This is a genomic window from Mesorhizobium sp. WSM4904 (assembly GCF_029674545.1).
GTDB lineage: Bacteria > Pseudomonadota > Alphaproteobacteria > Rhizobiales > Rhizobiaceae > Mesorhizobium.
Genome location: NZ_CP121354.1, coordinates 4,612,435 through 4,638,233 on the forward strand (window position 1 = coordinate 4,612,435; position 25,799 = coordinate 4,638,233).

Sequence of the window (25,799 nt, forward strand, 5' to 3'; positions counted from 1 at the left end):
ATCAGCCGGCGTCCTCTTCGGTCTTTTCCTCGTCGCCCTTCAGCTCGCCCAGCAGCTCGTGAAAATCCTTGGCCTCACGGAAATTGCGGTAGACCGAGGCGAAGCGGACATAGGCGACGTCGTCGAGCGATTTCAGCGCTTCCATGACCAGGCGACCGACCTCGCCGGAGGCCACTTCCGTCTCGCCCGAGCTTTCGAGCTGCCGCACGATGCCGGTCACCGCGCGGTCGATGCGCTCGGGATCGACATTGCGCTTGCGCACCGCGATCTCGACCGAGCGCAAAAGCTTGTCGCGGTCGAACGGCACCTTGCGGCCGGACTTCTTGATGACGACGAGGTCGCGCAGTTGCACACGCTCGAAGGTGGTGAAGCGGCCGCCGCAATCCGGGCAGACGCGGCGCCTGCGGATCGCCGCGCCGTCCTCGGCGGGACGCGAATCCTTCACCTGCGTATCTTCGGACTGACAATAGGGGCAGCGCATGGAGAGCCTTGGGTTCGCGATTCTGTGGCGAAAGGATTAGAGCCTTTTGTGCCTCAGAGATAGCGAGGCGCGAGCAAGATTGCCAGCGCCCGCCCCGACCGCCCTGTCGGTGTCAGGGTGCAACGTCCTTGGTCGCGAAGCCGCAGGAAGTGCCGAGATTGCGATAGGCCTTGGTGAACCCATCCATCGGAATGCTGACAACGGCCTGCTTACCGAAGGCGATGTCGAGCGAGGTGACTTTGCGCATGGCGCGTAACAATGCCAGGCTGGTCTTGGCCTGGTTGTCGACCATCCAGCTGGGGCGGCCGTTGACGGCATCGGCGGAGGAAACCGTCGCCGAAACCTTGACGCCGGGATCGCCGAAGGTCGCCGCGATGTTCTTGCCGGTCGGCAGATCCTTGTTGTCGACGGTGATCATGACGGCGGGATAGGCATCGGGCGGCAACACGTCACCGGTCGAGATCGACAGCGTCAGCGTGCCGGCATTGCCGTTGCCGTCGACGAAGGCCGTCGAGGCGGCGCAGGTCTTGTGCGCGTCCTGCCCGGTATCGAGCGTATCGATGATCGTGGTCCATCTGCCGAAGATCGTGGTGGCCGGCATGTCGGCGCTCGGCTGCGTCTGCTCTTGGGCAGCCGCGCCGGATACAGCGAAAGCGGCCAGCGAGCTGAACAGGGCCAGGGTGGCGGGACGGAAATTGCGCATCATCAAGTCTCCAGTAAGCGGCGCCGCCCGATCAAGGCGGCGCGTGGCGCAGGATAAAAGATGACGCGAAGCGCGTGGTCAACCAAGCAAGGGGGTCAACCGAGATAGGGGTAGAGCGGGAACCGATCCGTCAACGCCGTGACCTTGGCCTTGACCGCAGCCTCGACCGCCGCGTTGCCCTCGTCGGAATTCGCCACCTTCAGCCCGTCCAGCACCTCGGCGATCAGCTTGCCGATCTCGCGGAATTCGGCCTGGCCGAAGCCGCGCGTCGTGCCGGCCGGCGTGCCCAGACGGACACCGGAGGTGACGAAGGGCTTTTCCGGGTCGAACGGGATGCCGTTCTTGTTGCAGGTGATGTTGGCGCGGCCGAGAGCCGCCTCGGCGCGCTTGCCGGTGGCGTTCTTCGGGCGCAGGTCGACCAGCATCAGATGGTTGTCGGTGCCGCCCGAGACGATATCGAGGCCGGTTTCCTGAAGGCTCGAAGCCAGCGCCTTGGCATTGGCGACGATGCTTTCGGCGTAGGCCTTGAAGCTCGGCTTGAGCGCCTCGCCGAGCGCCACCGCCTTGGCGGCGATGACATGCATCAGCGGACCGCCCTGCAGGCCCGGGAAGACCGCCGAGTTCATCTTCTTGGCGATCTCCTCGTCGTTGCACAGGATCATGCCGCCGCGCGGGCCGCGCAGCGACTTGTGTGTCGTCGTGGTCACGACATGGGCATGGGGCAGCGGCGACGGGTGCATGCCGCCGGCGACGAGGCCGGCGATGTGGGCCATGTCGACCATCAGATAGGCACCGATCGAATCGGCGATCTCGCGGAAACGCTTCCAGTCCCAGACGCGGGAATAGGCGGTGCCGCCGGCCAGGATCAGCTTCGGCTTGGTCTCATGCGCGGTCTTCTCGATCGCGTCCATGTCGAGCAGATGGTCGTCCTTGCGCACACCGTAGGAGACGACCTTGAACCACTTGCCGCTCATATTGACCGGCGAGCCGTGGGTGAGATGGCCGCCGGAATTCAAGTCGAGGCCCATGAAGGTATCGCCGGGCTGCAGCAGCGCCAGGAACACGGCCTGGTTCATCTGGCTGCCCGAGTTCGGCTGGACGTTGGCGAAGTTGCAGCCGAAGAGCTTCTTGGCGCGCTCTATGGCCAGTTCCTCGGCCACGTCGACGAACTGGCAGCCGCCATAGTAGCGCTTGCCCGGATAGCCCTCGGCATATTTGTTGGTCATGATCGAGCCCTGCGCTTCGAGAACGGCTCTGGAAACGATGTTTTCCGAGGCGATCAGCTCGATCTCATGGCGCTGACGGCCGAGCTCGTTGCGGATGGCGCCGAAGATTTCCGGATCGGCATCGGCAAGCGTGGTCTCGAAGAAGGATTCGAATTTGCTGGAGGCTACCGCGGCGTCTGACATGGCTTGCTTTCCCTTGGGGCCGGAGGTCTGCGAGGTCGCCGCGCCATTAACACAGTTGTTTCGAGCCCGCCACGTTTGCGGCGCGAAATTTGCTAGCCGGATTGCGCCAAGCCAATCGGCTGAACCGTTATTTCCTGTCCCGTCGGCTCTTGAGCAGGGCCTCGGTCAGCGTGATCTCGGAAAGCAGCGCGCGCATCGTGTGGTCGTTGATCTCGCGGCTGCGGAACATGGCGCGCACGGCAGCGCGCTCCGCCTCGATGCCGGCGTGCCTAAGCTCGAGCTCCAGCCGCCCTGCTTCGCGCGCCTCGGCACGCGCCTCATCGGCTTCGTCGGAGGCCGCGATGCGGCGCCGGTAGCCGGCAACGATGCTGTCGGCGACCGCAAGCCGGGCTTCGGCCGCTTCGCCTTCCTCGCCGCCTTCACCGGCGAGACTCTCGATCGTGGCGATGGCCGCGTTGGCCGCGCCTACACGAGCCCGGCGTTCTTCGGCCGCGCCCGGATCCTCGCCCGGCTCCACCAGCCCGCGCGCGATCCTCGGCAGGGCAAGGCTGGCGATCACCAGCGAGCAGATGATGACGCCGGCTGCGAGAAAGATCACCACGTCTCGCGCCGGAAAGGGCGAGCCATCCTGCAGCGCGAGCGGCAGCGACAGAATACCTGCCAGCGTGATCGCGCCACGCACGCCGGCCACCGATCCGGCAAGCCTGACATGGAAACCAAAGGGTTCCGCCTTGCGCTTGCCGAACCGCGCGGCGATCACCGACGCGATGTCGCCGATCCAGATCCAGAGGAAGCGCAGGCCGATCAGGCAGAGCGTCAAAATGAGCACGGTCAGCGCCGGCTCGAACAGCCAGTGCCGGCTGGTGAGCTCGGGCGGAACCCTGCGGATGATGTCGGGAAGCTGAAGGCCGAGCAGGATGAAGAGAGCGCCGTTGAAGATAAACGCCAGCGTCGACCATAGCGACATCGCCTGGATGCGCGCCGAGACCGACAGATGGCGGAAAATGCCCGAGGTTCCGGTGAGCAGACCGGCGGTGACCGCGGCCAGGATGCCGGAGGCGCCGACATGCTCGGCGATGAGATAGGCGACGAAGGGCAGCAGGATCATGACCAACACCTGCGCCTCCGCCGGTGTGCCGCCGATGCGGCCGAGCACTTGCAGCGCCTTGGCGGCGATGAACAGCGCGCCGATGCCGGCAAGGATGCCGGCTGCCACGGCATAGAGGAAACTCAGCGACGCATCGGCGAAAGAGAAGCTGCCGGTCAGCGCGGCCGCAACGGCGAAGCGGAACATGACCAGGCCGGACGCATCGTTGAGCAGGGATTCGCCCTCCAATATGTGCATCAGCCGGGCCGGAACGACATTGCGGTCGACAATCGAGGACACCGCGACCGCATCGGTCGGCGACAGCACGGCGGCCAAAGCGAAGGCGACCGTCAGCGGGATGCTCGGCACCAGCCAGTGGAGCGCGTAGCCGAAGCCGACGATAGTGAAGAAGACCAGGCCGATCGCGAGATCGAGGATCGGCCCGCGCAGCTCGATCAGCTCCCGCTTCGGCGCGGCGAAAGCGTCGCCGAACAGAAGCGGCGGGATGAACACCAGCAGGAAGAGTTCCGGATCGATCTCGACATGCAGGCCGCCCGCCGGCCAGGCAAGGGCTGCGCCGATGGCGATCTGCAGCACTGGCAGAGGCACGCGCACCAGCCGCACCAGCGCCCCCGAAAGCGCCACGAAAGCGAGCACGACGAGAATGAAAATGGCGACTTCCATGGTGCGATTCCGGCTCTCCGGCCGACCATGCGCAATTGCCGGCGCCGCGTCCAGACAGGCGGCTTCAACTGGCTGATCTTCCCGCTGACAGGTGCCGCGGTTACAGTCCAGTCCCCGTGCCTGACGACAAAAAAGGCCGCTCCAGGAGCGGCCTTTTGTTCGAAATATCAGTTGTTTACAGTGCAGACGTAATCTGCAGCTCGCTGTTGCCGTCGAGGCCGTAGATGTCATCGCGGAACTGGACGACGCCAGGCCCGGTCGACCATGCCGACAGGTAAAGGAAATGGACCGGCACCGGATTGACGACCTGCACCGGGGTGTTCTCGCCGGTCTTGATCGCCGCCTCGAAATGCTGGCGGTCCCATCCGGGCGTGTCGCGCAGGATCCAGGTGACGAGGTCGCGCACGTTCTGGACGCGCACGCAGCCCGAAGAGTCGAAGCGCATCAGCTTGCCGAACAGGCTCTGCTGCGGCGTGTCGTGCATGTAGACGCCGTCCGGGCTCGGGAAATTGATCTTGACCGAGGCCATGGCGTTGCCGGCGCCGGGATCCTGGCGGAAGCGGTACTTGGCGGCATCGTCCGTCGACCAGTCGATGGTCATCGGATCGACCTCGCTGCCGTCCGGCGCGAACAGGCGGATGTGGCTGTCCTTGAGATAATTAGGATCCTTCCGCATCAGCGGAATGATGTCCTTGCGCACGATCGAGACCGGCGCGTTCCAGTAAGGATTGACGATGATCTCGTTGATCTTGGAATTCACGATCGGCGTCTGGCGGTCGATCTTGCCGACGATCGCGGTGTGGCGAAGCACGACGCGGTCGTTCTCGACGGCTTCGATCTGCGCCGCCGGAATGTCGACCAGCACATAGCGGCTGCCCAGCGTGCCGGCCTTTTCCTTCAGGCGCTGCAGATTGGTCTGCAGCTGGCCGAGCCGGATCTGCGCCGAGACGTTCATCGCCGCATAGGTGTATTTGCCCATCGCGCCGTCGGCCGGCAGGCCATGGCGAAGCTGGAAGCGCTTGACCGCGGAATCGACGTAGGAATCGAAGGCCGTCGAAATGCCGGCGCTCTGCGGCAGGTCGCCCGAGATCATCAGCCGCTTGCGCAACGGCACGACATCAGGGTCGTCGACGCCGAGCTGCAATTTCTTGGTCGCCGGAACCTGCTCCCAGCCGCCCTGGCCGACGATGTTCTGGTACTGCGCCACCGCCTGCTCGGTGAAGGCGACGGTCTGCTGGCTGAAGATCGGCAGCGTCGAAGCGACCTTGTTCGTATTGTTGGCGCGGGCGTCGAACTGATCGTCCCAATTGCCGCGGGTCGAGGATTTGAGGATATCCCCGACCACATCCTGCGCGCTGGCATGGCCGGCGACAACGGCGGCGGCGAGCGCAGAGGCTCCGGTTAGGAAGAAACGGCGGCTGGTTCTCATGGACGTTCCAGACATTCTAGCTGTATTCGATCTCGCTCAGTTTGCTCTACTGGCGGGTTGCCCGCACTCTAGGGTCGGCAATCTTAACAATTAGCCAACCATGTCCCGCATCGCCCGGCTGCCGGAAACGCACAGCCTCGAGGCAGGTTCCAGGAGGCGCAGGCCCGCAGCGTCACCCGCATTCTCGCTTTCACCGCGATTATGGCGGCAACGTGGCCTTGGCCCGCGATTTGCCTTCGACGAGACGACGAAAGATGGGAGCGATGCTTTTCTGCACTGGCCCTAAAGCGCGTCGCGATCTTTCAGATTCGCTCCATGCGCTTTAGGTTTTTGATTTTACGCATGTCTTTATCCCGAAACCGGCTCCCACTTCGGGAGACATGCTTTTAGTCGGTTGCTTCCCTTGCAGCGCACCATAGCCGGTACGCACGACTTCTGGGCAAGGCTGGAATTCCCTTGGTGACAGGAAAGGACCGGCGCGTTTCGGCGCCGGCCCATATTCTTCCCCGGGGGACCGCGCTTCTTCGGCGCGGCTTCGATGTCTCAGGTTTGAACGCGCTTACATCCGATAAGCGATCGTGTCGTTCCAGAAGCGGTCGAGACGCTGGAGCGCGCGGTTCATCTGCTTGAACTCGTCGGTGTTGATGCCGCCGACCGCCTCGATCGAGCCGACATGGCGCTCATAGAGCCCGGCGACGACGTCGGCCACCTCGTTGCCCTTCGGCGTCAGCGAGACGCGCACCGAGCGGCGGTCGATGCGCGAGCGCTGGTGGTTGATGAAGCCGAGGTCGACCAGCTTCTTCAGATTGTAGGAGACATTCGAGCCGAGATAATAACCACGCGAGCGCAGCTCGCCGGCGGTCAGCTCCGAATTGCCGATGTTGAACAGCAGCAGCGCCTGGATGGCGTTGATGTCGGAGCGGCCGTTGCGGTCGAACTCGTCCTTGATCACGTCAAGCAGACGGCGATGCAGACGCTCCACCAGCTGCAGCGATTCCATGTACAGCGAACGGATCGCCTCGCGGCGATCGTCGGATACGTTGGCGGTCTTCGCCGCCGGACGCGAATTGATCATTGTCTTTGCCTCTCGTTTGTCGCCCGGTGATTTTTTGTTCTTCACCTTGATCGCGACACTATCGAATACTCATAAAATTCGACTTAAACGCCAGGGCTAACAAGAGCTTACCGGTAAGAGGTTTCGAAAGAGGCTTAACGAACGGTCACACGAGCAAGAACAATTAACCTAAAGATTTAGCCAACGGTTTTAGGGCAAACCGCCGACCCCGCACCTAGGTTCCCCGAGCCGTTCGGCAACCTAAGGCGCTGCCCACTTTCGGGCGACATGCATTTGCTTTGATGCATATCGTTCTCCCGAAACCGGTGCCCACTTTCGGGCGACATGCATTACTGCCGGAGCTGGCGCTTCTGCAGCCATATGATCACCCGGAAGACGATATAGAGCAGCGCGACACAGGCATGCGAGACGACGATCAGCAGCCGGTGGCCGAAGAGGTCGGGAAAGCCGGCATACATGACGGTCTCGGTCGCCGCGCAGATGAACCAGATCACCGGTCCCCAGGAGGCGAGCATCCAGAGGCCCGCGGCGGCGAAGGGAAAGAAGACGGCAAGCGTGGCCGCGGCCACCTGCCAGTGCACCGGCATCAGGTCGAAGCGCCATAGCTCGCCCGGATAGATGCCGATCAGCCGGATCCAGTAGAGGATGCCGAAGAGCAGGCAATAGCCGGCAATCACGCGCTGGAACCAGGCGAAGATGACCTCGGTGGTCGAGGGCTGCAGCACCACGCGCCTGGAGGTGACCTCGCTCACAGCTCGAGCTCCGCGGCTCCGAGCGGCGCGAAATAGGCGTCGATATCGGCTGCCCTCACCGCTTCGAAGCTGGCTGGCCGCCACTCAGGCTTCGAGCCCTTGTCGATGATGGCGGCGCGGATGCCTTCGTAGAAGTCGTGGCCAGCAAGCATCCGGTTGAGGATGCGGAACTCCATTTTCATGCACTCGTCCATCGACAGCGTCAGCCCGGCGCTGATCTCGCGCCAGGCGACGTTGAGGCTGGTCGGCGAGCGCGTCCTGATCGTCGCCAGGGTCTTGGCGGCGAAGGCATCGGTGGCGGCAGCCTCCTCAAGGCTGGCGATAATGCCGGCGAGCGAGACTTGCGAGAAGTGGCGCGCGATCGAATCCAGATCCTGTCGCTCGGTCTCGCGCTTCGCCGGGGTGAAGAAATCGCGCAGCTCCGCGTTCGGATCGCCGCTTGTCGCGAGTTCGTCGAGCAGGCCGGCCTGGTCCTCGGCCTTGATCGTGTGCGTGGCGAGGCCCGACCACAGTGCATCGCCAAAGCGGATGCGGTTTCCCGTCAGCCCCAGATACATGCCGAAGCTGCCGCCGAGATCCGGCAGCAAGTGGCTGGCGCCGACATCGGGGAAGAAGCCGATGCCGACCTCGGGCATGGCGAACTGCGCGTTCTCGGTCAGCACGCGGTGCGAGCCGTGGAAGGAAATGCCGACGCCGCCGCCCATGACGATGCCGTCGATCAGCGCGACATAGGGCTTCTTGAAGCGCGCTATGCGGGCGTTGAGCCGGTATTCGTCGGCGAAGAAATCGACCGGCGGCTTGCCGGCGCGGCCGGCCTCGTAGATGTGCAGGATATCGCCGCCGGCGGAGAACGCCCTGCCCTCGGCCTTGACGACGACGGCGGCGACGCCGGCATCGCCCTCCCAGGCGTCGAGCGCCCTGCCGAGCGCCTTGACCATACGGTGGGTGACGGCATTGAGCGCCTGCGGCCGCGTCAGCGTGACGACACCCGCCTTGCCCAAACGCTCGAAGCGAATCTCGTCGCCTCCGCCAAAATCCATCACCAGAGAATCCTTCTCTCCGCCCTTCCAGGGGGATTGAAGTGCTAAAGGCGGCATAGGGATGCGTCAATGGCGGGATCGCCGCGCTGGCGACCAGCCGCGCCAGGTGTTAGGTAACCGGCAAAGGGTTGCGCCCGCGCGGCCCGACAGATTTGCGAGCAAATCGACATGCCTGGATTTTCTCGTTTCGCGGCTGGATTGACCGGCCTCCTATGGCTCGGAGCTCCCTCGGGCTTTGCCGCAACGCCCGCGGAACTCTACCAGGCACAGACCATCGTCACCGGTACAGGCGAGCCGAACCGCCAGATCGGCTTCAAGGATTGCCTGGAGAAGGTGCTGGTCAGGGTTTCCGGCGACCAGCGGCTGACGCAGAAATCGGAAATGCTGGCACTGCGCAACAAGGCAGCCGACTTCGTCCAATCCTTCCGCTACCACGACCGGCTGGAAGGCATTCCGATCCATGACGAGCAAGGCACCCATGACAGGCCGCACGACCTGACGTGCCTTTACAAGCCCGCGGTAGTCGACAAGCTTTTGGCGCAACTCGGCAGCAGGCCCTGGCACGGCGAGCGGCAGACGCTCGCCGTCTTCCTCACGACCGAGCAGGGCGCGAGGCATTTCGTGCTGACGGCCGACGAGGATCGCGGCCAAACGATGCGCGAATCCTTCACCAACGCCACCGGTCCGCTGCTGATGCGCGTCACCTTTCCAAAAACCAGGCAGCTTGCCGGGTTGGACGAGAAGGCGCTCCCGGCGGCGGATATGGCAAGGCTCGACCAGCTCGCGAAAAATGTGGGGGCGGCCCGGGCGCTTGCCGGCAGTATCGTGTGGAGCGACAAGGAACTCGGCTGGATCGCCGACTGGCGGCTGGCCGATCGCGGCAAGACCTATCAATGGCAAGCGCGCGGCGTCAGCTTCGACGAGGCTTTTCGCGTGGCCGTGAGGGGAGCGGCGCAGATATTGTCGGGCAACGGGCAGCCGTGAGCCGCCATTCCGGCGGCGTCTTCACCTTGACGATCGCGGCTGCGCGGACCCGCCCCAGGCGCCGCTGCCGACCTTCCACAAGGGAGGCATGACGGCGAAAGGCAGCACCGTGTGCGCGATCGTTGCCGCGACGCGGCCGTTGCTCGATCCGATCGTGCGGTAGATCGCCTTGACATGCGCCTTGACGGCATCGACGCCGATGCCGAGCGCGGAGGCGATTTCCTCGTAGGAGCGGCCTTCGATGAGGCCGGACGCGACTTCGAGCTGGCGCGCGGTGAGGCTGGGAAAAGCGAGCCCCAACCGCTCCGCGGGCTTGACCCTGGCCAGAGTGCGCTGCTGCGCCTGCCGGTAGCTGCGCAATATATGCGGGCGATAAGCTTGCAGCCGGTCACGCTCCTCGTCGCTGAAGGGCGGCCGGCCGACGACGCGATGGCCGACGATCAGAAGCGAATAGCCCTCATGCTCCATCACCACGGCCATCATGCGGTGTGCGCCCGATGGCAGGAACGCTTCCTTCGCCATCGGCAGACCGAAGAACTCCTCGTCGCTGAAGAAGTCGGATTCGCGCAGCGCCCGCTCGCCATAGAAAGCCGGATCGTACTGCCAGAACGGATGGCTGAGCATGTGGCGGGCGAACGCCTCGACCGCACGAGCACGGTTTTGCGGATCGTCGTCCACCGAAAGCAGGCTGCGGAATTCGCGGCTTCGGTGATGGTGTTCGGCATAGGAGACGACATCCGCGCCGATCAACCGGGCGACGCTGCCGAACAGCACGGCCGGCAGCTCGGCCAAATCCGGCTCGGCGGCATAAAGCGCGATGATTTCGTCCTTTAGAAGTTCGTCAGCCACGCTTACGCTACCGCTACATTAGTCCATTGAAAAATAACGGAAATCCGTTGTTGCCAAGGTGCCACAGATGCGACCGAAAAGCTACAGGCAGCGGGGCCTTGGACATGCTTTCGGCCGCCTCTACCCGTTCGGGTAATGGCCAATTCCCCAAGCACCGTGTCACCGCTTGCGTCGAGGCGAATGCGACCGCCGAGCATTGGCCCAGGGGGTGCTCCCGGCGGCGGCCGGGACCTCGGACGGACACTGTCAGGGTCAAAGCGGAGGGCGGCCGATGCGATGGAATTGGACGCGGGCATGAAGGCAAATGTCCTCTGGCGATCTTCTGCTGCCTCATTGCTGATCTGCGGTACGGTGTCCGTCGTCGGCTTCGCCTCTATTGAGCCGTCGCCGGCTTTCGCGGCGGGGGGTGCGGGCGGCCCCGGCGTTGCCGGCGGCGTCAACCCGGGAGATTCCGGCCAGGATGCCCCAGTTGGCTCCGGCGGTGGCGGTGGCGGCGGTGGTCCGGGTGCGGCCGGCGGCACCGGCGGAGGCGACTTTTCTGGAGGCATTTTCCAGCCGGGAGCCCTGGGAGGAGCAGGCGGAATCACGCCTGGAGCGGATGGCGAGGACGGCGACACCGGTTATAGCCGCGGCGGGCCTGGCGGTGGCGGCGGCGGCGGCGGCGCGCATGGCATCGAGAGCACCACCACGATCGACAACCAAGTCGGTCAGACCCTGGCCGGCGGCAAAGGTGGAAATGGCGGCAAAGGCGGTGCGGTCGGCTACGGCGGAGGCGGCGGCGCCGGCGGCTATGGCGCGGTGCTGAGCGCGCCCGGCCGAGTCAGCAATGCCGGCACAGTTACGGGCGGCGACGGCGGCAATGGCGCGACGCACGACTACGCCGGCGGCGGCGACGGCGGGGCCGGTGTTCTCACAGGCGACGGCGCGACCGTCACCAACCAAGGCAACGGGTTGCTGCAAGGAGGGGCCGGAGGTTGGGGCTTCTATATCCTCGACTCAGGCAAGGGCGGCAGCGGCCTCATAGGTGGCAACGATGCAAACGTCACCAACCTTGACGCGGCTGCTATCGTCGGAGGCAATGGCGGCAGCACGCCCGTGGACAGCACCGGCAGCGTCGTCACAGGAGACCGGGGCCGCGGCGGGGATGGCGGCGCGGGTATCGAACTCGGCAACAATGCGGTCATCTTCAATCGGAATGCAGCCACGATCGCTGGCGGCGATGGCGGCGACAGCCGACACGGCGACGGCGGCAAGGGCGGCTCCGGCATCAGCGTCGGGCTGGGGGCGACGATCGGCAACAGCGCATCGATCACCGGCGGCGACGGCGGAAACGCCGGCAGTGTTCTTGACGGGGTGCCTACGTTCGGGGGCGCGGGCGGCGCCGGCGTAAGCGGTTCCGGCCTTCTGACCAATACCGGAACGATCACCGGCGGCAATGGCGGCGCGGCCGGCGGCGCGAGCACTGCCGGCCAAGGTGGCGAGGGCGTCTCGGGATCGAATCTCACCATCATCAACAGCGGCACGATCAGCGGCGGCTTTGCCGCCGATGGCCTCGGCGTGCGAGCCAACGCCATCAGCTTCACCGGAGGCGTCAACCATCTGGAACTGCATGGGGGTTTTGCCGTCAACGGAAACGTGGTCGCGGCCGGCATGCAAGATACGCTGGCGCTTGGCGGCGCCGCCGACGGCGTCTTCGATGCCTCCGCCATCGGCTCGCAATACCAAGGCTTCGAGATATTCGAGAAAACCGGCTCGAGCACATGGAGGCTGACCGGCGCCACGGACGCGGTCACGCCGTGGATCATTGCCGGCGGCACTCTGTCAGTCTCTTCGGACGCCAATCTCGGCGATCCCGGCGGCAGTCTCACATTGGACGGCGGCACGCTGCAGAACACGGCTTCATTCACAAGCGCGCGTCAAGTCGTCATCGGCGACAACGGCGCCACGTTCCTGACCGACGCCAATCTTGCTTTGGCCGGAGCGATCAGCGGCGATGGCCTCTTCAACAAGAGCGGCGCCGGCACGCTGACGCTGTCGGGCACCAACAGCTATACCGGCGGCACCCGCATCCTCGCCGGCACGCTGGAGGCGGCCGGCGGCCACGCGATCGGCGACGCCTCCTCCGTTTTCCTGCTCGGCGGCAACTTGCGAATCCAAAATGACGAGACGATTGCCACGCTATCCTCGGGGGACACGGCTTTCGGCAATGTCGAGCTTGCCGGCGGCAATCTGACGGTCAGCCAGAACTCGGCCAGGGTCACCAGCTATTTCTACGGCGGCATCACCGGCAGCGGCGGCTTCATCAAGGACGGAACTTTCCGCCAAGTGCTGGCTGGCGACAGTAGCTACACCGGTGCGACCCAGATCCTTGCCGGCACGCTGTTTGCCGTCGGCGCCGGGCGCGATTCCATTCCCGACGGTTCCGCGGTGACGATTGCCGCCGGCGCCACGCTGTCGCTGGTCCGGCCGACGACCGTGCTGCCCGGCGTGGAGAGCGACGACGAAACGATCGGCTCGCTCGCGGGTGCCGGCACTGTCCTTCTCGGCGGCAGCACGCTGACCGTGGGCGCCGACGGCACCAGCACGACCTTTTCGGGGCTCATCTCCGGAACGGGCGGCCTCACAAAGACAGGCGCCGGCGCGTTGAACCTCACCGGCGACAATTCCGGCTTCAGCGGCCCGACCTCGATCGAGGGCGGCACACTGCGGGTGAACGGCAACATCGGAGGCAATGTTGGCGTCGAGACCGGCGGCACGCTCGGCGGCTCGGGGACGATCGGCGGCAACGTCAGCGTCGCCGGCGTGATCGCGCCCGGCAATTCGATCGGCACGCTGACGGTGGACGGCGACTATGTTCAACTCGGAGGCTCGACATATGTCGCCGAGATCGACCCCGCCGGGAATTCCGATTTGATCGACGTTGGCGGCGTGGCGACGATAGAGGGCGGCACGGTCTTCGCACTGAAGGCACCAGGCGGCTATGCGGTGGGGACGCGCTATACGATCCTGACCGCCGATGACGGCGTCACCGGCACCTTTGGCTCACTGACCCAGAACGCGCCCTTCGTCAGTCTCGCTCTGATCTACGATCCCGGGGCCGTCTATCTCGATGTCACGCGCAACCAGGTCGCGTTCTGTGACGTCGCCGCCACCCGCAACCAATGCGCCACCGGTCAAGGCGCCGAGAGCCTTGGGCAGGGCAATGCGGTCTATGACGCGATCGCCGGCCTGCCCGACAGCGAAACCGCGCGCGCCGCCTTCGACCAGCTTTCCGGCGAAGTCCATGCCTCGATCAAGGGCGCGATGCTGGAGGACAGCCGCTTCGTGCGCGAGGCGGCAACGGCACGGGTGCGAAGCGCTTTCGAGGGTGTCGCTGCCTCGCCACTGCCGGTTATGGCCTACGGCGACGGTGGACCGGTATCGGCGCCAGCCGATATCGGTCGCTTCGCCGTATGGGCCTAGGCGTTCGGCTCTTGGGGCAAGATCGATGGCGACGGCAATGCGGCGGCTCTGGATCACGATACCGGCGGCCTGCTCGTCGGCGCCGATGCGCCGGTCGGCGACTGGCGCGTCGGCGCGCTGGCCGGCTACAGCCACTCGTCCTTCGACGTAGATGATCGCGCCTCTTCGGCATCGAGCGACAATTATCACCTGGGCGTCTATGGCGGTCGGCAATGGGGCGTTCTCGGCCTCAGGGCCGGCGCCGCCTATAGCTGGCACGATGTGGAGGCGGCCCGATCGGTCGCCTTCACCGGTTTCGCCGATGCACCGTCGGCCAGCTATGACGCGGGAACGGCACAGATATTCACCGAACTCGGCTACAGGATCGAGCCCGGCAACATCGGTTTCGAGCCGTTCGCCGGCCTCGCCTATGTCAACGTCCATACCGACGGCTTCACCGAGACGGACGGCCCGGCGGCGCTCGCCAGCCAGGCCTCCAATACCGACGCCACCTTCACCACGATAGGCCTGCGCGCCTCGACCGCCTTTGCGCTTGGCACCGTCAGCGCGACGGCGCGCGGCACACTCGGCTGGCGTCACGCCTTTGGCGACACCACGCCGCTGGTGGTCAACGCCTTTGCCGGCGGCAATAACTTCACCATTGCCGGCGCGCCGATCGCACGGGATGCCGCCGTTGTCGAGGCTGGTCTCGACCTCGACATCGCGCCCGAGGCCAGTTTCGGCCTGTCCTACTCCGGCCAGATCGCAAGCCGCGCCCGCAACCACGGCTTCAAGGCTCAACTCGGCTTCAGGTTCTGACCGCCTGACGAGGATCCGGCGTGGCCGTACGATGATGCCCGCGCCACACCACCGCGACAGCGCGCTCGCCTGTTTCACCGCTGCCATGGGCGTTCCGATTGCTGGCACAATCGTGTCGCATTGGTCAGCGGCAAACGCGCGTGATAAAAGCGCGGCCAAAAGAGAGTTTTGGCGATGAACAGATTCACCCCCGCAAAGCCTGCCGGCGCGCGCAGCGTCGACGAGATCACTCACAGCCGGCGGCTGCGGCGCATGCGCAAGGCCGACTGGTCGCGCCGTCTGGTGCAGGAGAACCAGCTGTCGGTGAACGACCTGATCTGGCCGATCTTCGTCGTCGACGGCAAAAATGTGCGCGAGCCGATCGCCGCCATGCCCGACGTCTATCGCCTGTCCGTCGACCTCGCGGTCAAGGAAGCCGAGCGCGCCGCCAAGCTCGGCATCCCGGCGATCGCCACCTTCCCCAATATCGAGCTTTCGCTGCGCGACCAGACCGGCTCGCACATTCTCGATCCGGAAAACATCATCAACCGCACCACGCGCGCCATCAAGGAGGCGGTGCCGGAGATCGGCATTATTACCGACGCCGCGCTCGATCCGTTCACCAGCCACGGCCATGATGGCATTTTGCGCGACGGCATCATCGTCAATGACGAGACCGTCGAGCAGGTCGCCGCGGCGGCCGTCATCCAGGCGGCGGCCGGCGCCGACATCATCGCGCCGTCCGACATGATGGACGGGCGCATCGGCGCCATCCGCGACGCGCTCGACGCCAACGGTTTCCAGGACGTCGCGATCATGTCCTATGCGACCAAGTTCGCGTCGGCCTTCTACGGCCCCTATCGCGAGGCGGTGGGCACTGCCGGCCTGCTCAAGGGCGACAAGAAGACCTATTACGTCGACCACGCCAATTCCGACGAGGCCATGCGCGAGGCCGAGCAGGACCTCGCCGAAGGCGCCGACATGCTGATGGTGAAGCCGGGGCTGCCCTATCTCGACATCATCCGCAGGCTGAAGGACGAGCTGCAGATGCCGACCTTCGCCTACCAGGTATCGGGCGAATATTCGATGATCAAGGCAGCCGCCGCCAATGGCTGGATCGACGGCGAGAAGGCGATGCTGGAATCGCTCCTCGCGCTCAAGCGCGCCGGCTGCGACGGCATCCTCACCTATTTCGCGCCGACCGTGGCCGAGATGCTGAAGGGCTGACCTCCTCCCCATCGCCTTTGAGGTCTTGCTGTCCAGGTAAGCCCACCGGGCGATTTTGGGCGTCCAGAGAAATTCCGCTTGCAAATCGCAATCAGTCAAGCTATTCCGTAACTGATTGCACATTACAACTGGTTTAGGAGGCAATCATGTCCAAGCTGCGTGTCAACGCTTTCACCCTGTCGCTCGACGGCTACGGCGCCGGTCCGGATCAGACTCTCGAAACCCCGCTCGGCGTCGGCGGCGAAGCCCTGCATAAATGGATGATCGGCACCCGCACCTTTCGCGAGATGGTGATCGGCAAGGAGGGCGGCACCACCGACATCGACGATAGCTTCGCGGTGCGCAGCTTCGAGAATGTCGGCGCCTGGATCCTCGGCCGCAACATGTTCGGGCCGATCCGCGGCGAGTGGCCGGACGAGAACTGGAAAGGCTGGTGGGGCGACAACCCGCCCTATCAGGTGCCGGTCTTCGTGCTCACCCATCACAAGCGCGCGCCGATCGTCATGGAAGGCGGCACGACGTTCCATTTCGTCACCGACGGCATCCATTCGGCGCTCGAACAGGCGAAGGCGGCGGCCAACGGCAAGGACGTACGCGTCGGCGGCGGCGTTTCGACTGTGCGGCAATATCTGCAAGAGAGGCTCATCGACGAGATGCATCTGGCCATCTCGCCTCTCCTGCTCGGCTCCGGCGAGCATCTTTTCGCCGGTCTCGACATGCCGAAGCTCGGCTACCGCTGCACCAGCCAGGTCGCGACGGCCGATGCCACGCATGTGATGATCGGGAGGGATTAGGAAATAGACCCAACGTCTTGTGATGATTGGCGAAACCCTTGGGGGCAGGCCCTTTCTCCCCGTCACTATACGGGGAGAAATGCCCGGCAGGGCAATGAGGGGCGGCGCTACCGATCCAGTTATTTTGCCGACAATACGACCGACTGCAGCGATTTACCGACTTCAATTTTCGAGGTGGGCGCCGCCCCCTCATCCGCCCTTCGGGCACCTTCTCCCCGTGAACGGGGAGAAGGTAATACGCCTCAATACTTCGCCGGTACATAAAGCTCGCGCGGCAGCACCTGGCGCTCGTAGGACGGGTTGAAGACACGCTCCGGCAGCGTGATCTCCTCATGCGGCACGTCCTCATAGGGCATCTGCTGCAGCAGATGGTCGATGCAGTTCAGCCGCGCCCGCTTCTTGTCGTTGCCTTCGACGATGAACCAGGGCGCCTCCTTGATGTTGGTGCGGGCGAAGGTCTCTTCCTTGGCCTTGGTGTACTGCTCCCAGCGCACGCGCGACTGCAGGTCCATCGGCGACAGCTTCCACTGCTTCATCGGATCGTGGATGCGCATCAGGAAGCGCATCTGCTGCTCCTCGTCGGTGATCGAGAACCAGTATTTCACCAGCGTGATGCCGGAGCGCACAAGCATGCGTTCGAATTCCGGCACGTCGCGGAAGAATTCCTCCACCTGCTCGGGATTGGCAAAGCCCATCACGCGCTCGACGCCGGAGCGGTTGTACCAGGAACGATCGAACAGCACGATCTCGCCGCCCGCCGGCAGATGCGGCACGTAGCGCTGGAAATACCATTGCGACTTCTCGCGCTCGGTCGGCGCCGGCAGCGCCACGACGCGGCAGATGCGCGGGTTGAGGCGCTGGGTGATACGCTTGATGACGCCGCCCTTACCGGCGGAGTCGCGGCCCTCGAAAATCACCACCAGCTTCTTCTTGTGGTAGGCGACCCAGGACTGCAGCTTGATCAGTTCCGACTGCAGCCGCAGCAGCTCGCGGAAATAGGTCATCCGCTCGATGGAGGGCGGATGCGACTTCTTGTAGATCCTGGCGATCTCGAGCGAGAGCGCGGGCTCGGAAATCTCCAGCTCATAGTCCTCGTCGAGCGTGTCCTCGAGCTCGGCTTCCAGCCAGTCCTTGGCTCCGGAATTCGTTTTGAGTTCGTTCATCGCGCAGCTCCTGCCTGCCAGCCACTTTCGCCTCGGATGCGTTCCGGCCCGGGAAACGCAACTCCGTAAGCCGACTGAGATACAGATGCGCAATGACGGTTTTATTGCAAGCGCGGACCAGCATACTGGACTAGCTGATATGTGATCGGCCCGTATCGATGGCGGGGCGACAAGCCGCCGGAATTGTCCTACAAATACCCTCCGCCTCTTTCCGGCGCCCGCCACGGCGCGCCTTTTCAAAACAAATCGCGAGGACCTGACATGGAATACCGCACGCTTGGCCGTTCCGGCCTCAAGGTTTCGACACTGACGCTTGGCACGATGACCTTCGGCGGCACAGGCCCGTTCGCCGCCGTCGGCAATTCCGATCTTTCGGAGGCCAGGCGCATCATCGACACCTGCATCGATGCCGGCATCAACCTCATCGACACCGCCAACGTCTATTCCAATGGCCTGTCGGAGGAGATCGTCGGCGAGGCGCTCGGCGGCAAGCGCAAGAACGATGTGCTCATCGCCTCCAAGGCGCGCATGCGGATCGGCAGCGGCCCCAACGACGAAGGCCTGTCGCGCCACCATCTGATCCGCGAATGCGAGAGAAGCCTGAAGCGGCTCAAGACCGATGTCATCGACATCTATTTCCTGCACGAATGGGACGGCGTCACGCCGCTGGAGGAGACGATCGCCGCACTCGACACCTTGGTCGGCCAGGGCAAGGTCCGTTATGTCGGCTGCTCCAACTATTCCGGCTGGCAGGTGATGAAGGCGCTCTCGATCAGCGACAGCCATCATCAGCCACGCTTCGTCACCCAGCAGATCCACTACACGCTGGAAGCGCGCGAGGCGGAGTACGAGTTGCTGCCGATCTCGGTCGACCAGGGCCTTGGCGTGCTGGTGTGGAGCCCGCTGGCCGGCGGCCTGCTTTCCGGCAAATACCGCCGCGATAGCCCGACGGCGCGCCAGCTTGGCGGCTGGTCGGAACCGCCGATCCGCGACGAGGACAGGCTGTGGCGCATCGTCGACGTGCTGGTCGAGATCGGCAAGGCGCGCGGCGTTTCGGCGGCTCAGGTGGCGCTTGCCTGGCTGCTCGGCCGCCCGGCCGTTTCTTCGCTGGTGATCGGCGCCCGCAATGAAACCCAGTTGAAGGACAACCTTGCCGCGGCAAGCCTGACGCTGTCGTTGGATGAGCGCTTGCGGCTCGACGCCGTCAGCCGGCCACCGGTGCTTTACCCATACTGGCACCAGCAGTTCACCGCCAAGGACCGGTTCGGCCCGGCCGATCTTGTGCTTGATCGCAGTGTCATCTGAGGACCGTCAGCCTGTGATGTAGCGCCAGACTTCCGGATCGGGTTCGATCTGGCCGCTCAGCACGAAATATTTGTAGAGGACGAGCAGCGAGACCGCCCGCTCGTCCTTTTCGTTGCTGAACCGGCGGCAGTAGGCGTTTGCCGCCGTTGTGATGCGTTGGGCTTCCGCAGGATGCTTTTCGAAATAGGCGATCTTGTCGGCGACATCCGAAAAATCCGGCGCCAGCGGCACGTAGTGGACATTGGCCTCGAGCTCAGCTTCGGCGAACCATGTCTCGTAGGTCGGAGGCGGCATCAGGCAGAGCGAATTCGAGCTCATGATCCATTTCAGGTTCGTCGCCACGTCGTTGCCTTCGAGCGAGACGATGTAGCGGAACTGCAGCTGCTGCGGGATCGTGAGGTAGGGCTTGCGGTAGTTCTCCGGCGCGCTCGGCTTGGGCGAGCCCGCATCGCAAACCGGCAAACCGCGCACGGCATCGACGAACCGCTTCCGGATCGGATTGTTGAGATCGCCGCGCCAGACCGCCATCGGGCGCTTGTCGGCGAAGGACAAGCTGTCGCGGGGAAACCGGAAATGACGGAACTTGTCGAGCTTCATGATCACGGCATTGCCGTTGTCGTCACGGATAGGCCGATCCTTGACAATCGCCGGCATCCTGGGCACGTTAACGACATCGCCGAACTCGAGATCGATGAGCAGGCCGCGATCGAAGTAGCGCGCGAACTCCTTCAGATCGTAATAATACATGCTGCCGAACTTGGGTATTTGACCGGCCGGTACGGCCGCCGCGCTCGGCACGAAGCTATGGTCGAGCCTGTTGTAGTAGTTGACTCGATCACGGACCGTTTTGCCGGAGAGCTTCGCCTGCCGCAGGCGGCCAGCCAGGCGCTGGCGAAAGAGAGCCTGCGGCACCACATCGCGCGTGATGTTGCGTATGAAATAAAATACCCGTGCTGCGGTGCGTAAGGGCGAGGCCATGCGTCCGTCGTTTCAGTAGTGCGGTGTTGTTCCCCGCACCTCCTACAGCATTGCGCCGCACATCTTGCAAGCCCGCGCGCCGTGACGAACTTGTGAGAGTCCTTATATTCGGGCGACGGTAGAGAGTAATCAGGTAGCGACGACGGCGAAACCCCTGGCGCGCAGGCCGCGCCGATCCTCATGCAGCGATGTCACCAGCCGGTCGCGGCTGCCCGCGATATGGGCCGAGAGCAGCCGCGCCGCGTCGTCGGCGTCCCCGTTCCGCACGGCTGCCAGGATGGCATGGTGCTCGGCCCAGGCGCGCCCCAATGCCGCCTCGTCGCGCACTTCCAGCCAGCGGGCGCGCGACAGTCTCGTCATCGCGTCGCGCACGGCTCGCAACAGGAATTCATTGCCGGAGAGCCTGGCCAGCTCGATGTGAAAATCCATGCCGACGCGGTGCCATTCCTCGCGCGGCGTCTCGGCGTCGCAGGAATCGAGCATTGCCGCGATCACCTCGACCCCGCTGCGGTCCTCAAGCGCCGCCGTCAGCCTCACCGCCGCCACCTCGACCGCCTCGCGATAGACGGCGATCTGGCCAAGCTCGGCAAGGTTGATCGGCGCCACGGTCCAGCCGCGGCCGTCGCGGCCGATCAGCCCTTCGGTCTCGAGCCGCAGCAATGCGGCCCTGACCGGGGTGCGCGAGGCGCCGAAGCGGCTTTCGATCCAGCGCTCGGTCAGCCGCTCGCCCGGGCCGATCTCCAGCCCGAGGATCATCTCGCGAAGCTGCCTTTCGACGTTCTGCATCTGCGACATCGTTCGTTCCACTTTTCGGACGCCGCATTGACAGCGGCTGGGTTCGGGTTCATGACGGATACCAGTTTGGTATCCCAAAATGGTATCCGGAGCAATCCCGGATGACCGGGCAGGCATGACATGGCAGACGACACTTCGGAACAGAGCGGCTACAGCATCCATTGGCGGCGCAATCTCGCCGTCTGCTTCGCCGGCTCGTTCAGCACGCTCATCGCCATGACGCTGCTCTTGCCCTTCCTGCCGCTTTACGTCGAACAGCTCGGCGCCGAGGGGCACGCGGCGATCGTGCAATGGTCGGGCATTGCCTATGGCGCCACCTTCTTTGCCGCGGCGCTGGTCGCGCCCTTGTGGGGGCGGCTCGGCGACCGTTACGGCCGCAAGCTGATGCTGGTGCGCGCCTCGTTCGGGATGGCGATCTGCATGTCGCTGACCGGCATGGTCGAGAGTGTCTGGCAATTGGTGTTGCTGAGGCTCCTCATCGGCTTTGCCGGCGGCTATTCCTCGGGATCAACGATATTGGTGGCGATGCAGACGCCGAAGGACCGCTCCGGCTGGGCGCTCGGCGTGCTCTCGGCCGGCATCACCGCGGGCTCGCTGGTCGGGCCGCTGCTCGGCGGCGTGCTGCCGCCGGTGATCGGCATCCGCGCCACCTTCCTGCTCTCCGGCGGTGTGATTTTCCTTGCGTTCCTGGCCACGACTTTCCTGATCAAGGAAAACCCGCCGGCGCGCAAACCCGTCTCGGCGGCAAAACCGAAAAGCGGCTGGTCGCAGATCCCCGACAAGCGCCCTGTCGTCGCCATGCTGACGACCGGCATGCTGCTCGCCTTCGCCACCATGTCGATCGAGCCGATCATCACCGTCTATGTGCAGCAGCTCGTCGAGGACCAGAGCAAGGTGACGATGGTCGCGGGCGTGGTGATGTCGGCGGCCGCGCTCGGCACCATTCTATCCTCATCATGGCTGGGCAAGCTCGCCGACTGCGTCGGCCACTGGAATGTCGTCGTCGGCGCGCTCGCGATCTCGGCGCTGCTGCTCATCCCGCAGGCTTTCGTCACCGACGGCTGGCAGCTCATCGGGCTGCGCTTCCTGATGGGCCTGGCGCTCGGCGGCCTGCTGCCCTGCATCACCAGCATCATCCGCCACAACATCCCGGACGGCGTCGGCGGCAACGTGCTCGGGTTGTCGATCTCGGCGCAATATGTCGGCCAGGTAGCGGGGCCGCTCGCCGGCGGCTTCGTCGGCGGCCATTTCGGCATGCGGGCGGTGTTCCTCGGCACATCCGTGCTGATGGCGCTGGGCGCGGTCTATAACTGGATTGTCCAGTCGCGGCGGGCGCGGCATATGCTGGTCGAGGCCGGCGAATCCTGATTGGCGCGCCTGCCCGCCGAAACACGGAGCATTGAAATGAGCCTTGCCGGGCAATCCTCAAACGGCGCCGGCCGTGTCCTCGTGCTGGCCGGCGGCCTCGTCGGCGCGGCAGGCGTGGCGCTGTCGGCCGCCGCCGCGCATTTAGGCGGCGTCTTCACCGGCACGGCCGCATCCTTCCTGTTGATGCATGCGCCGGTCTTTCTCGGCATCGGCCTTGTCGGCGGCAACCGGTGTCTCCGGATCGCAAGCCTGGTGCTGCTCGTCGGCCTGCTGCTGTTCTCGGGCGACCTGCTCGCCCGGGATTTCCTCGGTTCGCGACTGTTCCCGATGTCGGCGCCGATCGGCGGCACCTTGCTTATCGCCGGCTGGCTGGCGATCGCGGTCTCGGCGCTACTGCGTCCACGGCCCTAGACTGACCCGCCTCGTGGCGGGGCTCGCCGCGAATGAAACGGCGGGATTACTTGCGCCCCGGACGCAGCTTCAGTCTGCGCGTCGCCGGCTCCGCCGCGCGCTGCCGTTCCGGGCGGTCGGTCGCCGGCGATATGCCCCAATAGTTGCGATAGATGTCCTGGAAAAGATGGCTGATCGGATGCATGACTGGCCCCATGAATTGAATCGATCCAATCGATCGACGCGAAAAAGGCTGATTTTTCAGGCGCGCTTGCGCTTCACGATGAAATGGGGTTCGCGCTTCCACGGGCTTGCACCGCCGCGGCGCCGCTCGCTCCGCGCGGCCGAGGCGATGCCCCAATCGTTGCGGTAGACGTCTTCAAACAAATAGTTGACCGGATGCATGGCACCCTCCTCTTCGAACTTTGCTCCTAATCGCCGAAGCGACATTGGATCGATTCAAATCATATGCCTCACGCCACTGGAGTCAAGCGAAAATTTGAATCGATCCAAGAAAAATGTTAGATGACCGGCAACCATTCCACGGTCATGTTGGCTCTGTGACCGGATTCGGAGGAACGACATGGCATCACCTATCGAAGGCCAAGCACGACCCATCCGGCTGGCGGACATCGCCAAGGCGGCCGGTGTCTCGCACGGCACGGCTTCCAACGTCTTCAGCCGCCCGGAGATCGTGCGCGCCGAGGTGCGCGAAAAGGTCAAGGCGGTGGCGGAAGCGATGGGTTATGCCGGCCCCGATCCGAAGGGCCGGCTGCTGCGTGCCGGCAAGGTTAACGCCATCGGCGTCGGCACGACCGAACCCCTCTCCTATTTCTTCGAGGATCCCTTCGCCCGCGTCATGATGGCCGGCATCTCCGAAGCCTGCGACGCAACCGGCGCCGGGATCGCCCTGGTCTCGGCCGCCAACCAGGAAAAGCTCGCCTGGAACATCCAGAGCGCGCTTGTCGATGGCTTCATCCTGTTCTGCATCGAAGGCGGCTCGCGCCTCGTCGATCTGACGCGGGAGCGCAGGCTGCCCTTCGTGGCGCTGGAACTCGGCTTTCACGATGAGACCATTTCGGCGATCGGCGTCGACAATGTCGCCGGCGGGCGACTCGCCGCGCGCCATGTCGCCGAACTCGGCCACCGTCGCTTCGCGGTTCTGTCGCTGACCCTCGGCGAGGAACGCACCGGTTTCGTCACGCCGGAAATGGTCCGATCGGCGGTCTATACGGGAACGCGTGATCGTCTCGCCGGCTATTTCGAGGAACTGTCCCGCTTCGGTATCGACACGACAAAGATCCCAATCTTCGAAACCGAGAACGAAGAAAAAAGCACCAGGGCCGGGCTCGAAGCGATCTTCACCCGCGGCGAGCGGCCGACCGCCATCCTGGCGATGTCCGACAGGATGGCCTTGATCGCCATCGAATGGTTGGCCAAGCGGGGCCTCAAGGTGCCGGAGGATGTTTCCATCGTCGGCTTCGACGGCGTGCCGGACGGCGCGCTAAGCGACCCGCCGCTGACCACGATTGCCCAGCCGATCACCGAGATCGGCCGCCGGGCTGCTCACATGATCCTCGACTTCGACGGCACGGTGCGGCGTGAGACGATGGGCGTCGAGCTCGTCGTCAGGGCCTCTACCGGCCCTGCGCCGAAAAGCTGAACAATTCCCAGCAGTTCAGCTAGGTAGCTGAACTACTGCTTTCCTGGATTTTATTTCAGTACCCGCCAATCCTCGCCGGTACCGGTTGCGCGCCGAACGCGGCGCGCGCGGACTCCCCGCGTGCCGGCTTGGCGCGAGCCGGACCGAGACCGGCGAACCATTCGAGATAGAGCGCCAGCGCGAACTGCATGGCGATGCCGGCCGCGATCAGCAGCGTGTCAAAGGCGAGCCCGCCCGGATTGATCAGCTTCAGCACCTGCGCAACCATGGCGATCAGCGTTCCGGCAATGAACACCGGCAGCGAGCGCTTGCCGAGGATCGCCAGCGGATTGTCGGGCTTGGCGCGGAACAAGTTCGACACGGCCGGCAGAGCCACGATCAGATAGCTGACGGCCAGGATGTGCAGCAGCCGCGGCAGCGACAGGAAGGTCTTGTCGAAACCGCCGATCACAACCGGCAGGTTGAACCAGGTGATATGACCCCAGAGCGGGCTGTGCACCCAGATCGCCGCGCCGGCCACGTAGACGCCGGCGAAGCCCACCAGCCACCGGTTCACGGGGATGGTGCCGCCGCGCTTGACGTGCAGCATGGCGGCAAGGCCGATATTGAACAGGAATTGCCAGGACAGCGGGTTCAAGAACCAGAGACCCGGTTCGGGATAGTTCGGCGGCGCGATCTGCCAGATCCCGGCAACCAGCCACAGCAGGCCGGACACCGTCAGTGCCGCCACGGGCCTGCAGCTGACGAACAGCACGAAGGCCGGCGCCGCCAGAAGCAGCGCGGCATAAACCGGCAGGATGTTGTTGTAGCCGAGCTGGTGACCGAGCGTGACGATGCCGAGCAGCACTTCCGGCGTGTTCCTCATCAGCGGCTCGATGTTGATCATCTTCAACAGCTCCGGCCGGTGGGCAAACACCGCCGTAGCGCAGAACAGGGCGATCACCGCCATGGTGATGACGATATGGGTGACGTAGAGCACGCCGGCGCGCCGCCACATCTTAAGCGTCGCCAGCAGCCTGCCGCCTGGCTTGAACTTGCTGCCATAGGCGAGCGCCACGGAGATGCCGGAGATCAGCACAAAGGCCTCGGCCGCGTCGGAAAAGCCGAGATTCTTATAGGTCAGGTTTTCGAAGACGGTGCCCGGCACATGGTCGACGAAAATGGTGAGCAAGGCGAGCGCGCGCAGCACGTCGATACGCGTGTCGCGCTGGTTGATGCGCGTATCACGGTCCTTGGTAGGCGTGTCGCGATCGTCGGCTCGCGTATCGCGCTGAGAAACGGGGATGGTCATCGACAAAAGGCCTCAGAGCTGGTGTTTCATGTCCAGCAATGCGACCCCCGACGCACCGCTTCGATTCCTCCCGTCGGGAGGGTATCGGCGCAG

The 25,799-nt window shown here is 64.5% G+C and carries 24 protein-coding genes; 9 read left to right on the forward strand and 15 right to left on the reverse strand.

Translation table 11 applies throughout. From position 1 onward, the window contains the following. Position 1 precedes the first annotated feature (1 nt). The 8 genes from nrdR to QAZ47_RS22275 form a co-directional block, all read right to left on the reverse strand. Positions 2-481: a transcriptional regulator NrdR gene (gene nrdR, locus QAZ47_RS22240; RefSeq protein ID WP_059184872.1), complete on the reverse strand. Its 480-nt coding sequence runs from the start codon at positions 479-481 to the stop codon at positions 2-4. Between the two features lie 112 nt (positions 482-593). After that, positions 594-1,184: a hypothetical protein gene (locus tag QAZ47_RS22245; protein ID WP_278233843.1), complete on the reverse strand. Its 591-nt coding sequence runs from the start codon at positions 1,182-1,184 to the stop codon at positions 594-596. A 95-nt stretch (positions 1,185-1,279) separates the two neighbouring features. After that, positions 1,280-2,593 (reverse strand): serine hydroxymethyltransferase, encoded by a 1,314-nt coding sequence (glyA, locus tag QAZ47_RS22250; RefSeq protein ID WP_278230726.1) that lies wholly within the window; start codon positions 2,591-2,593, stop codon positions 1,280-1,282. Positions 2,594-2,720: 127 nt separating this feature from the next. After that, entirely contained in the window at positions 2,721-4,364 is a 1,644-nt protein-coding gene (locus tag QAZ47_RS22255) for a Na+/H+ antiporter (RefSeq protein ID WP_278230727.1), read from the reverse strand. Positions 4,365-4,539: 175 nt separating this feature from the next. Further along, entirely contained in the window at positions 4,540-5,793 is a 1,254-nt protein-coding gene (locus QAZ47_RS22260; RefSeq protein WP_278230728.1) for a L,D-transpeptidase family protein, read from the reverse strand. A 559-nt stretch (positions 5,794-6,352) separates the two neighbouring features. Further along, complete coding sequence (locus QAZ47_RS22265; protein ID WP_040983294.1) at positions 6,353-6,868, reverse strand: MarR family winged helix-turn-helix transcriptional regulator; 516 nt, start codon at positions 6,866-6,868, stop codon at positions 6,353-6,355. Between the two features lie 329 nt (positions 6,869-7,197). Continuing rightward, positions 7,198-7,620 carry a DUF6163 family protein gene (locus QAZ47_RS22270; RefSeq protein ID WP_278230730.1) on the reverse strand — a complete coding sequence of 141 codons (423 nt, stop codon included), beginning with the start codon at positions 7,618-7,620 and terminating at the stop codon, positions 7,198-7,200. Beyond that, entirely contained in the window at positions 7,617-8,660 is a 1,044-nt protein-coding gene (locus QAZ47_RS22275) for a 3-hydroxyisobutyryl-CoA hydrolase (protein ID WP_278230731.1), read from the reverse strand. The genes QAZ47_RS22270 and QAZ47_RS22275 overlap by 4 nt, the downstream gene beginning before the upstream one ends. Before the next feature lie 168 nt (positions 8,661-8,828). On the opposite strand from QAZ47_RS22275, the gene QAZ47_RS22280 reads away from it, so the two are divergent. After that, positions 8,829-9,644 (forward strand): DUF2066 domain-containing protein, encoded by an 816-nt coding sequence (locus QAZ47_RS22280; RefSeq protein ID WP_278230732.1) that lies wholly within the window; start codon positions 8,829-8,831, stop codon positions 9,642-9,644. A gap of 21 nt (positions 9,645-9,665) precedes the next feature. On the opposite strand, the gene QAZ47_RS22285 is transcribed toward QAZ47_RS22280, so the two are convergent. Further along, on the reverse strand, positions 9,666-10,493 hold the full coding sequence (locus QAZ47_RS22285; RefSeq protein ID WP_278230733.1) for a helix-turn-helix transcriptional regulator: 828 nt from the start codon (positions 10,491-10,493) through the stop codon (positions 9,666-9,668). A 294-nt stretch (positions 10,494-10,787) separates the two neighbouring features. On the opposite strand from QAZ47_RS22285, the gene QAZ47_RS22290 reads away from it, so the two are divergent. From QAZ47_RS22290 to QAZ47_RS22305, 4 genes are all read left to right on the forward strand, one after another. Next, complete coding sequence (locus tag QAZ47_RS22290; RefSeq protein WP_278230734.1) at positions 10,788-13,955, forward strand: autotransporter-associated beta strand repeat-containing protein; 3,168 nt, start codon at positions 10,788-10,790, stop codon at positions 13,953-13,955. 48 nt (positions 13,956-14,003) lie between these two features. After that, positions 14,004-14,753: an autotransporter domain-containing protein gene (locus QAZ47_RS22295; RefSeq protein ID WP_278233844.1), complete on the forward strand. Its 750-nt coding sequence runs from the start codon at positions 14,004-14,006 to the stop codon at positions 14,751-14,753. 174 nt (positions 14,754-14,927) lie between these two features. Further along, a complete protein-coding gene (gene hemB, locus QAZ47_RS22300) occupies positions 14,928-15,959 on the forward strand; it encodes a porphobilinogen synthase (protein ID WP_278202827.1) in 1,032 nt (343 codons plus the stop codon). 146 nt (positions 15,960-16,105) lie between these two features. Then, positions 16,106-16,753: a dihydrofolate reductase family protein gene (locus QAZ47_RS22305; RefSeq protein WP_278202828.1), complete on the forward strand. Its 648-nt coding sequence runs from the start codon at positions 16,106-16,108 to the stop codon at positions 16,751-16,753. 242 nt (positions 16,754-16,995) lie between these two features. Here the strand turns inward: QAZ47_RS22305 and ppk2 are convergent, their stop codons facing one another. Continuing rightward, on the reverse strand, positions 16,996-17,916 hold the full coding sequence (gene ppk2, locus QAZ47_RS22310; protein WP_278076991.1) for a polyphosphate kinase 2: 921 nt from the start codon (positions 17,914-17,916) through the stop codon (positions 16,996-16,998). Between the two features lie 261 nt (positions 17,917-18,177). Here ppk2 and QAZ47_RS22315 point away from each other — a divergent pair, with 261 nt between their 5' ends. Next, positions 18,178-19,221, forward strand: a complete 1,044-nt coding sequence (locus QAZ47_RS22315; protein WP_278230735.1) for an aldo/keto reductase — start codon at positions 18,178-18,180, stop codon at positions 19,219-19,221. Between the two features lie 6 nt (positions 19,222-19,227). Here QAZ47_RS22315 and QAZ47_RS22320 read toward each other — a convergent pair whose 3' ends face one another. Next, entirely contained in the window at positions 19,228-20,199 is a 972-nt protein-coding gene (locus QAZ47_RS22320; RefSeq protein ID WP_278230736.1) for a glycosyl transferase family 90, read from the reverse strand. 129 nt (positions 20,200-20,328) lie between these two features. Further along, a complete protein-coding gene (locus tag QAZ47_RS22325) occupies positions 20,329-20,994 on the reverse strand; it encodes a GntR family transcriptional regulator (RefSeq protein WP_278230738.1) in 666 nt (221 codons plus the stop codon). Positions 20,995-21,114: 120 nt separating this feature from the next. On the opposite strand from QAZ47_RS22325, the gene QAZ47_RS22330 reads away from it, so the two are divergent. Together QAZ47_RS22330 and QAZ47_RS22335 are read left to right on the forward strand one after the other, a co-directional pair. Beyond that, positions 21,115-22,362, forward strand: coding sequence for a multidrug efflux MFS transporter (locus tag QAZ47_RS22330; protein ID WP_278230740.1), 1,248 nt, complete (start codon positions 21,115-21,117; stop codon positions 22,360-22,362). Positions 22,363-22,398: 36 nt separating this feature from the next. Beyond that, positions 22,399-22,773: a DUF423 domain-containing protein gene (locus QAZ47_RS22335; protein WP_278230742.1), complete on the forward strand. Its 375-nt coding sequence runs from the start codon at positions 22,399-22,401 to the stop codon at positions 22,771-22,773. Positions 22,774-22,819: 46 nt separating this feature from the next. Here QAZ47_RS22335 and QAZ47_RS22340 read toward each other — a convergent pair whose 3' ends face one another. Both QAZ47_RS22340 and QAZ47_RS22345 read right to left on the reverse strand, forming a co-directional pair. Next, complete coding sequence (locus tag QAZ47_RS22340) at positions 22,820-22,957, reverse strand: hypothetical protein (protein ID WP_278202835.1); 138 nt, start codon at positions 22,955-22,957, stop codon at positions 22,820-22,822. Between the two features lie 56 nt (positions 22,958-23,013). Continuing rightward, positions 23,014-23,157: a hypothetical protein gene (locus tag QAZ47_RS22345; protein WP_278230743.1), complete on the reverse strand. Its 144-nt coding sequence runs from the start codon at positions 23,155-23,157 to the stop codon at positions 23,014-23,016. Between the two features lie 178 nt (positions 23,158-23,335). Here QAZ47_RS22345 and QAZ47_RS22350 point away from each other — a divergent pair, with 178 nt between their 5' ends. Continuing rightward, positions 23,336-24,415 (forward strand): substrate-binding domain-containing protein, encoded by a 1,080-nt coding sequence (locus QAZ47_RS22350; RefSeq protein WP_278230744.1) that lies wholly within the window; start codon positions 23,336-23,338, stop codon positions 24,413-24,415. Between the two features lie 55 nt (positions 24,416-24,470). On the opposite strand, the gene opgC is transcribed toward QAZ47_RS22350, so the two are convergent. Next, positions 24,471-25,706: an OpgC domain-containing protein gene (gene opgC, locus QAZ47_RS22355; RefSeq protein ID WP_278230745.1), complete on the reverse strand. Its 1,236-nt coding sequence runs from the start codon at positions 25,704-25,706 to the stop codon at positions 24,471-24,473. Between the last annotated feature and the right edge of the window lie 93 nt (positions 25,707-25,799).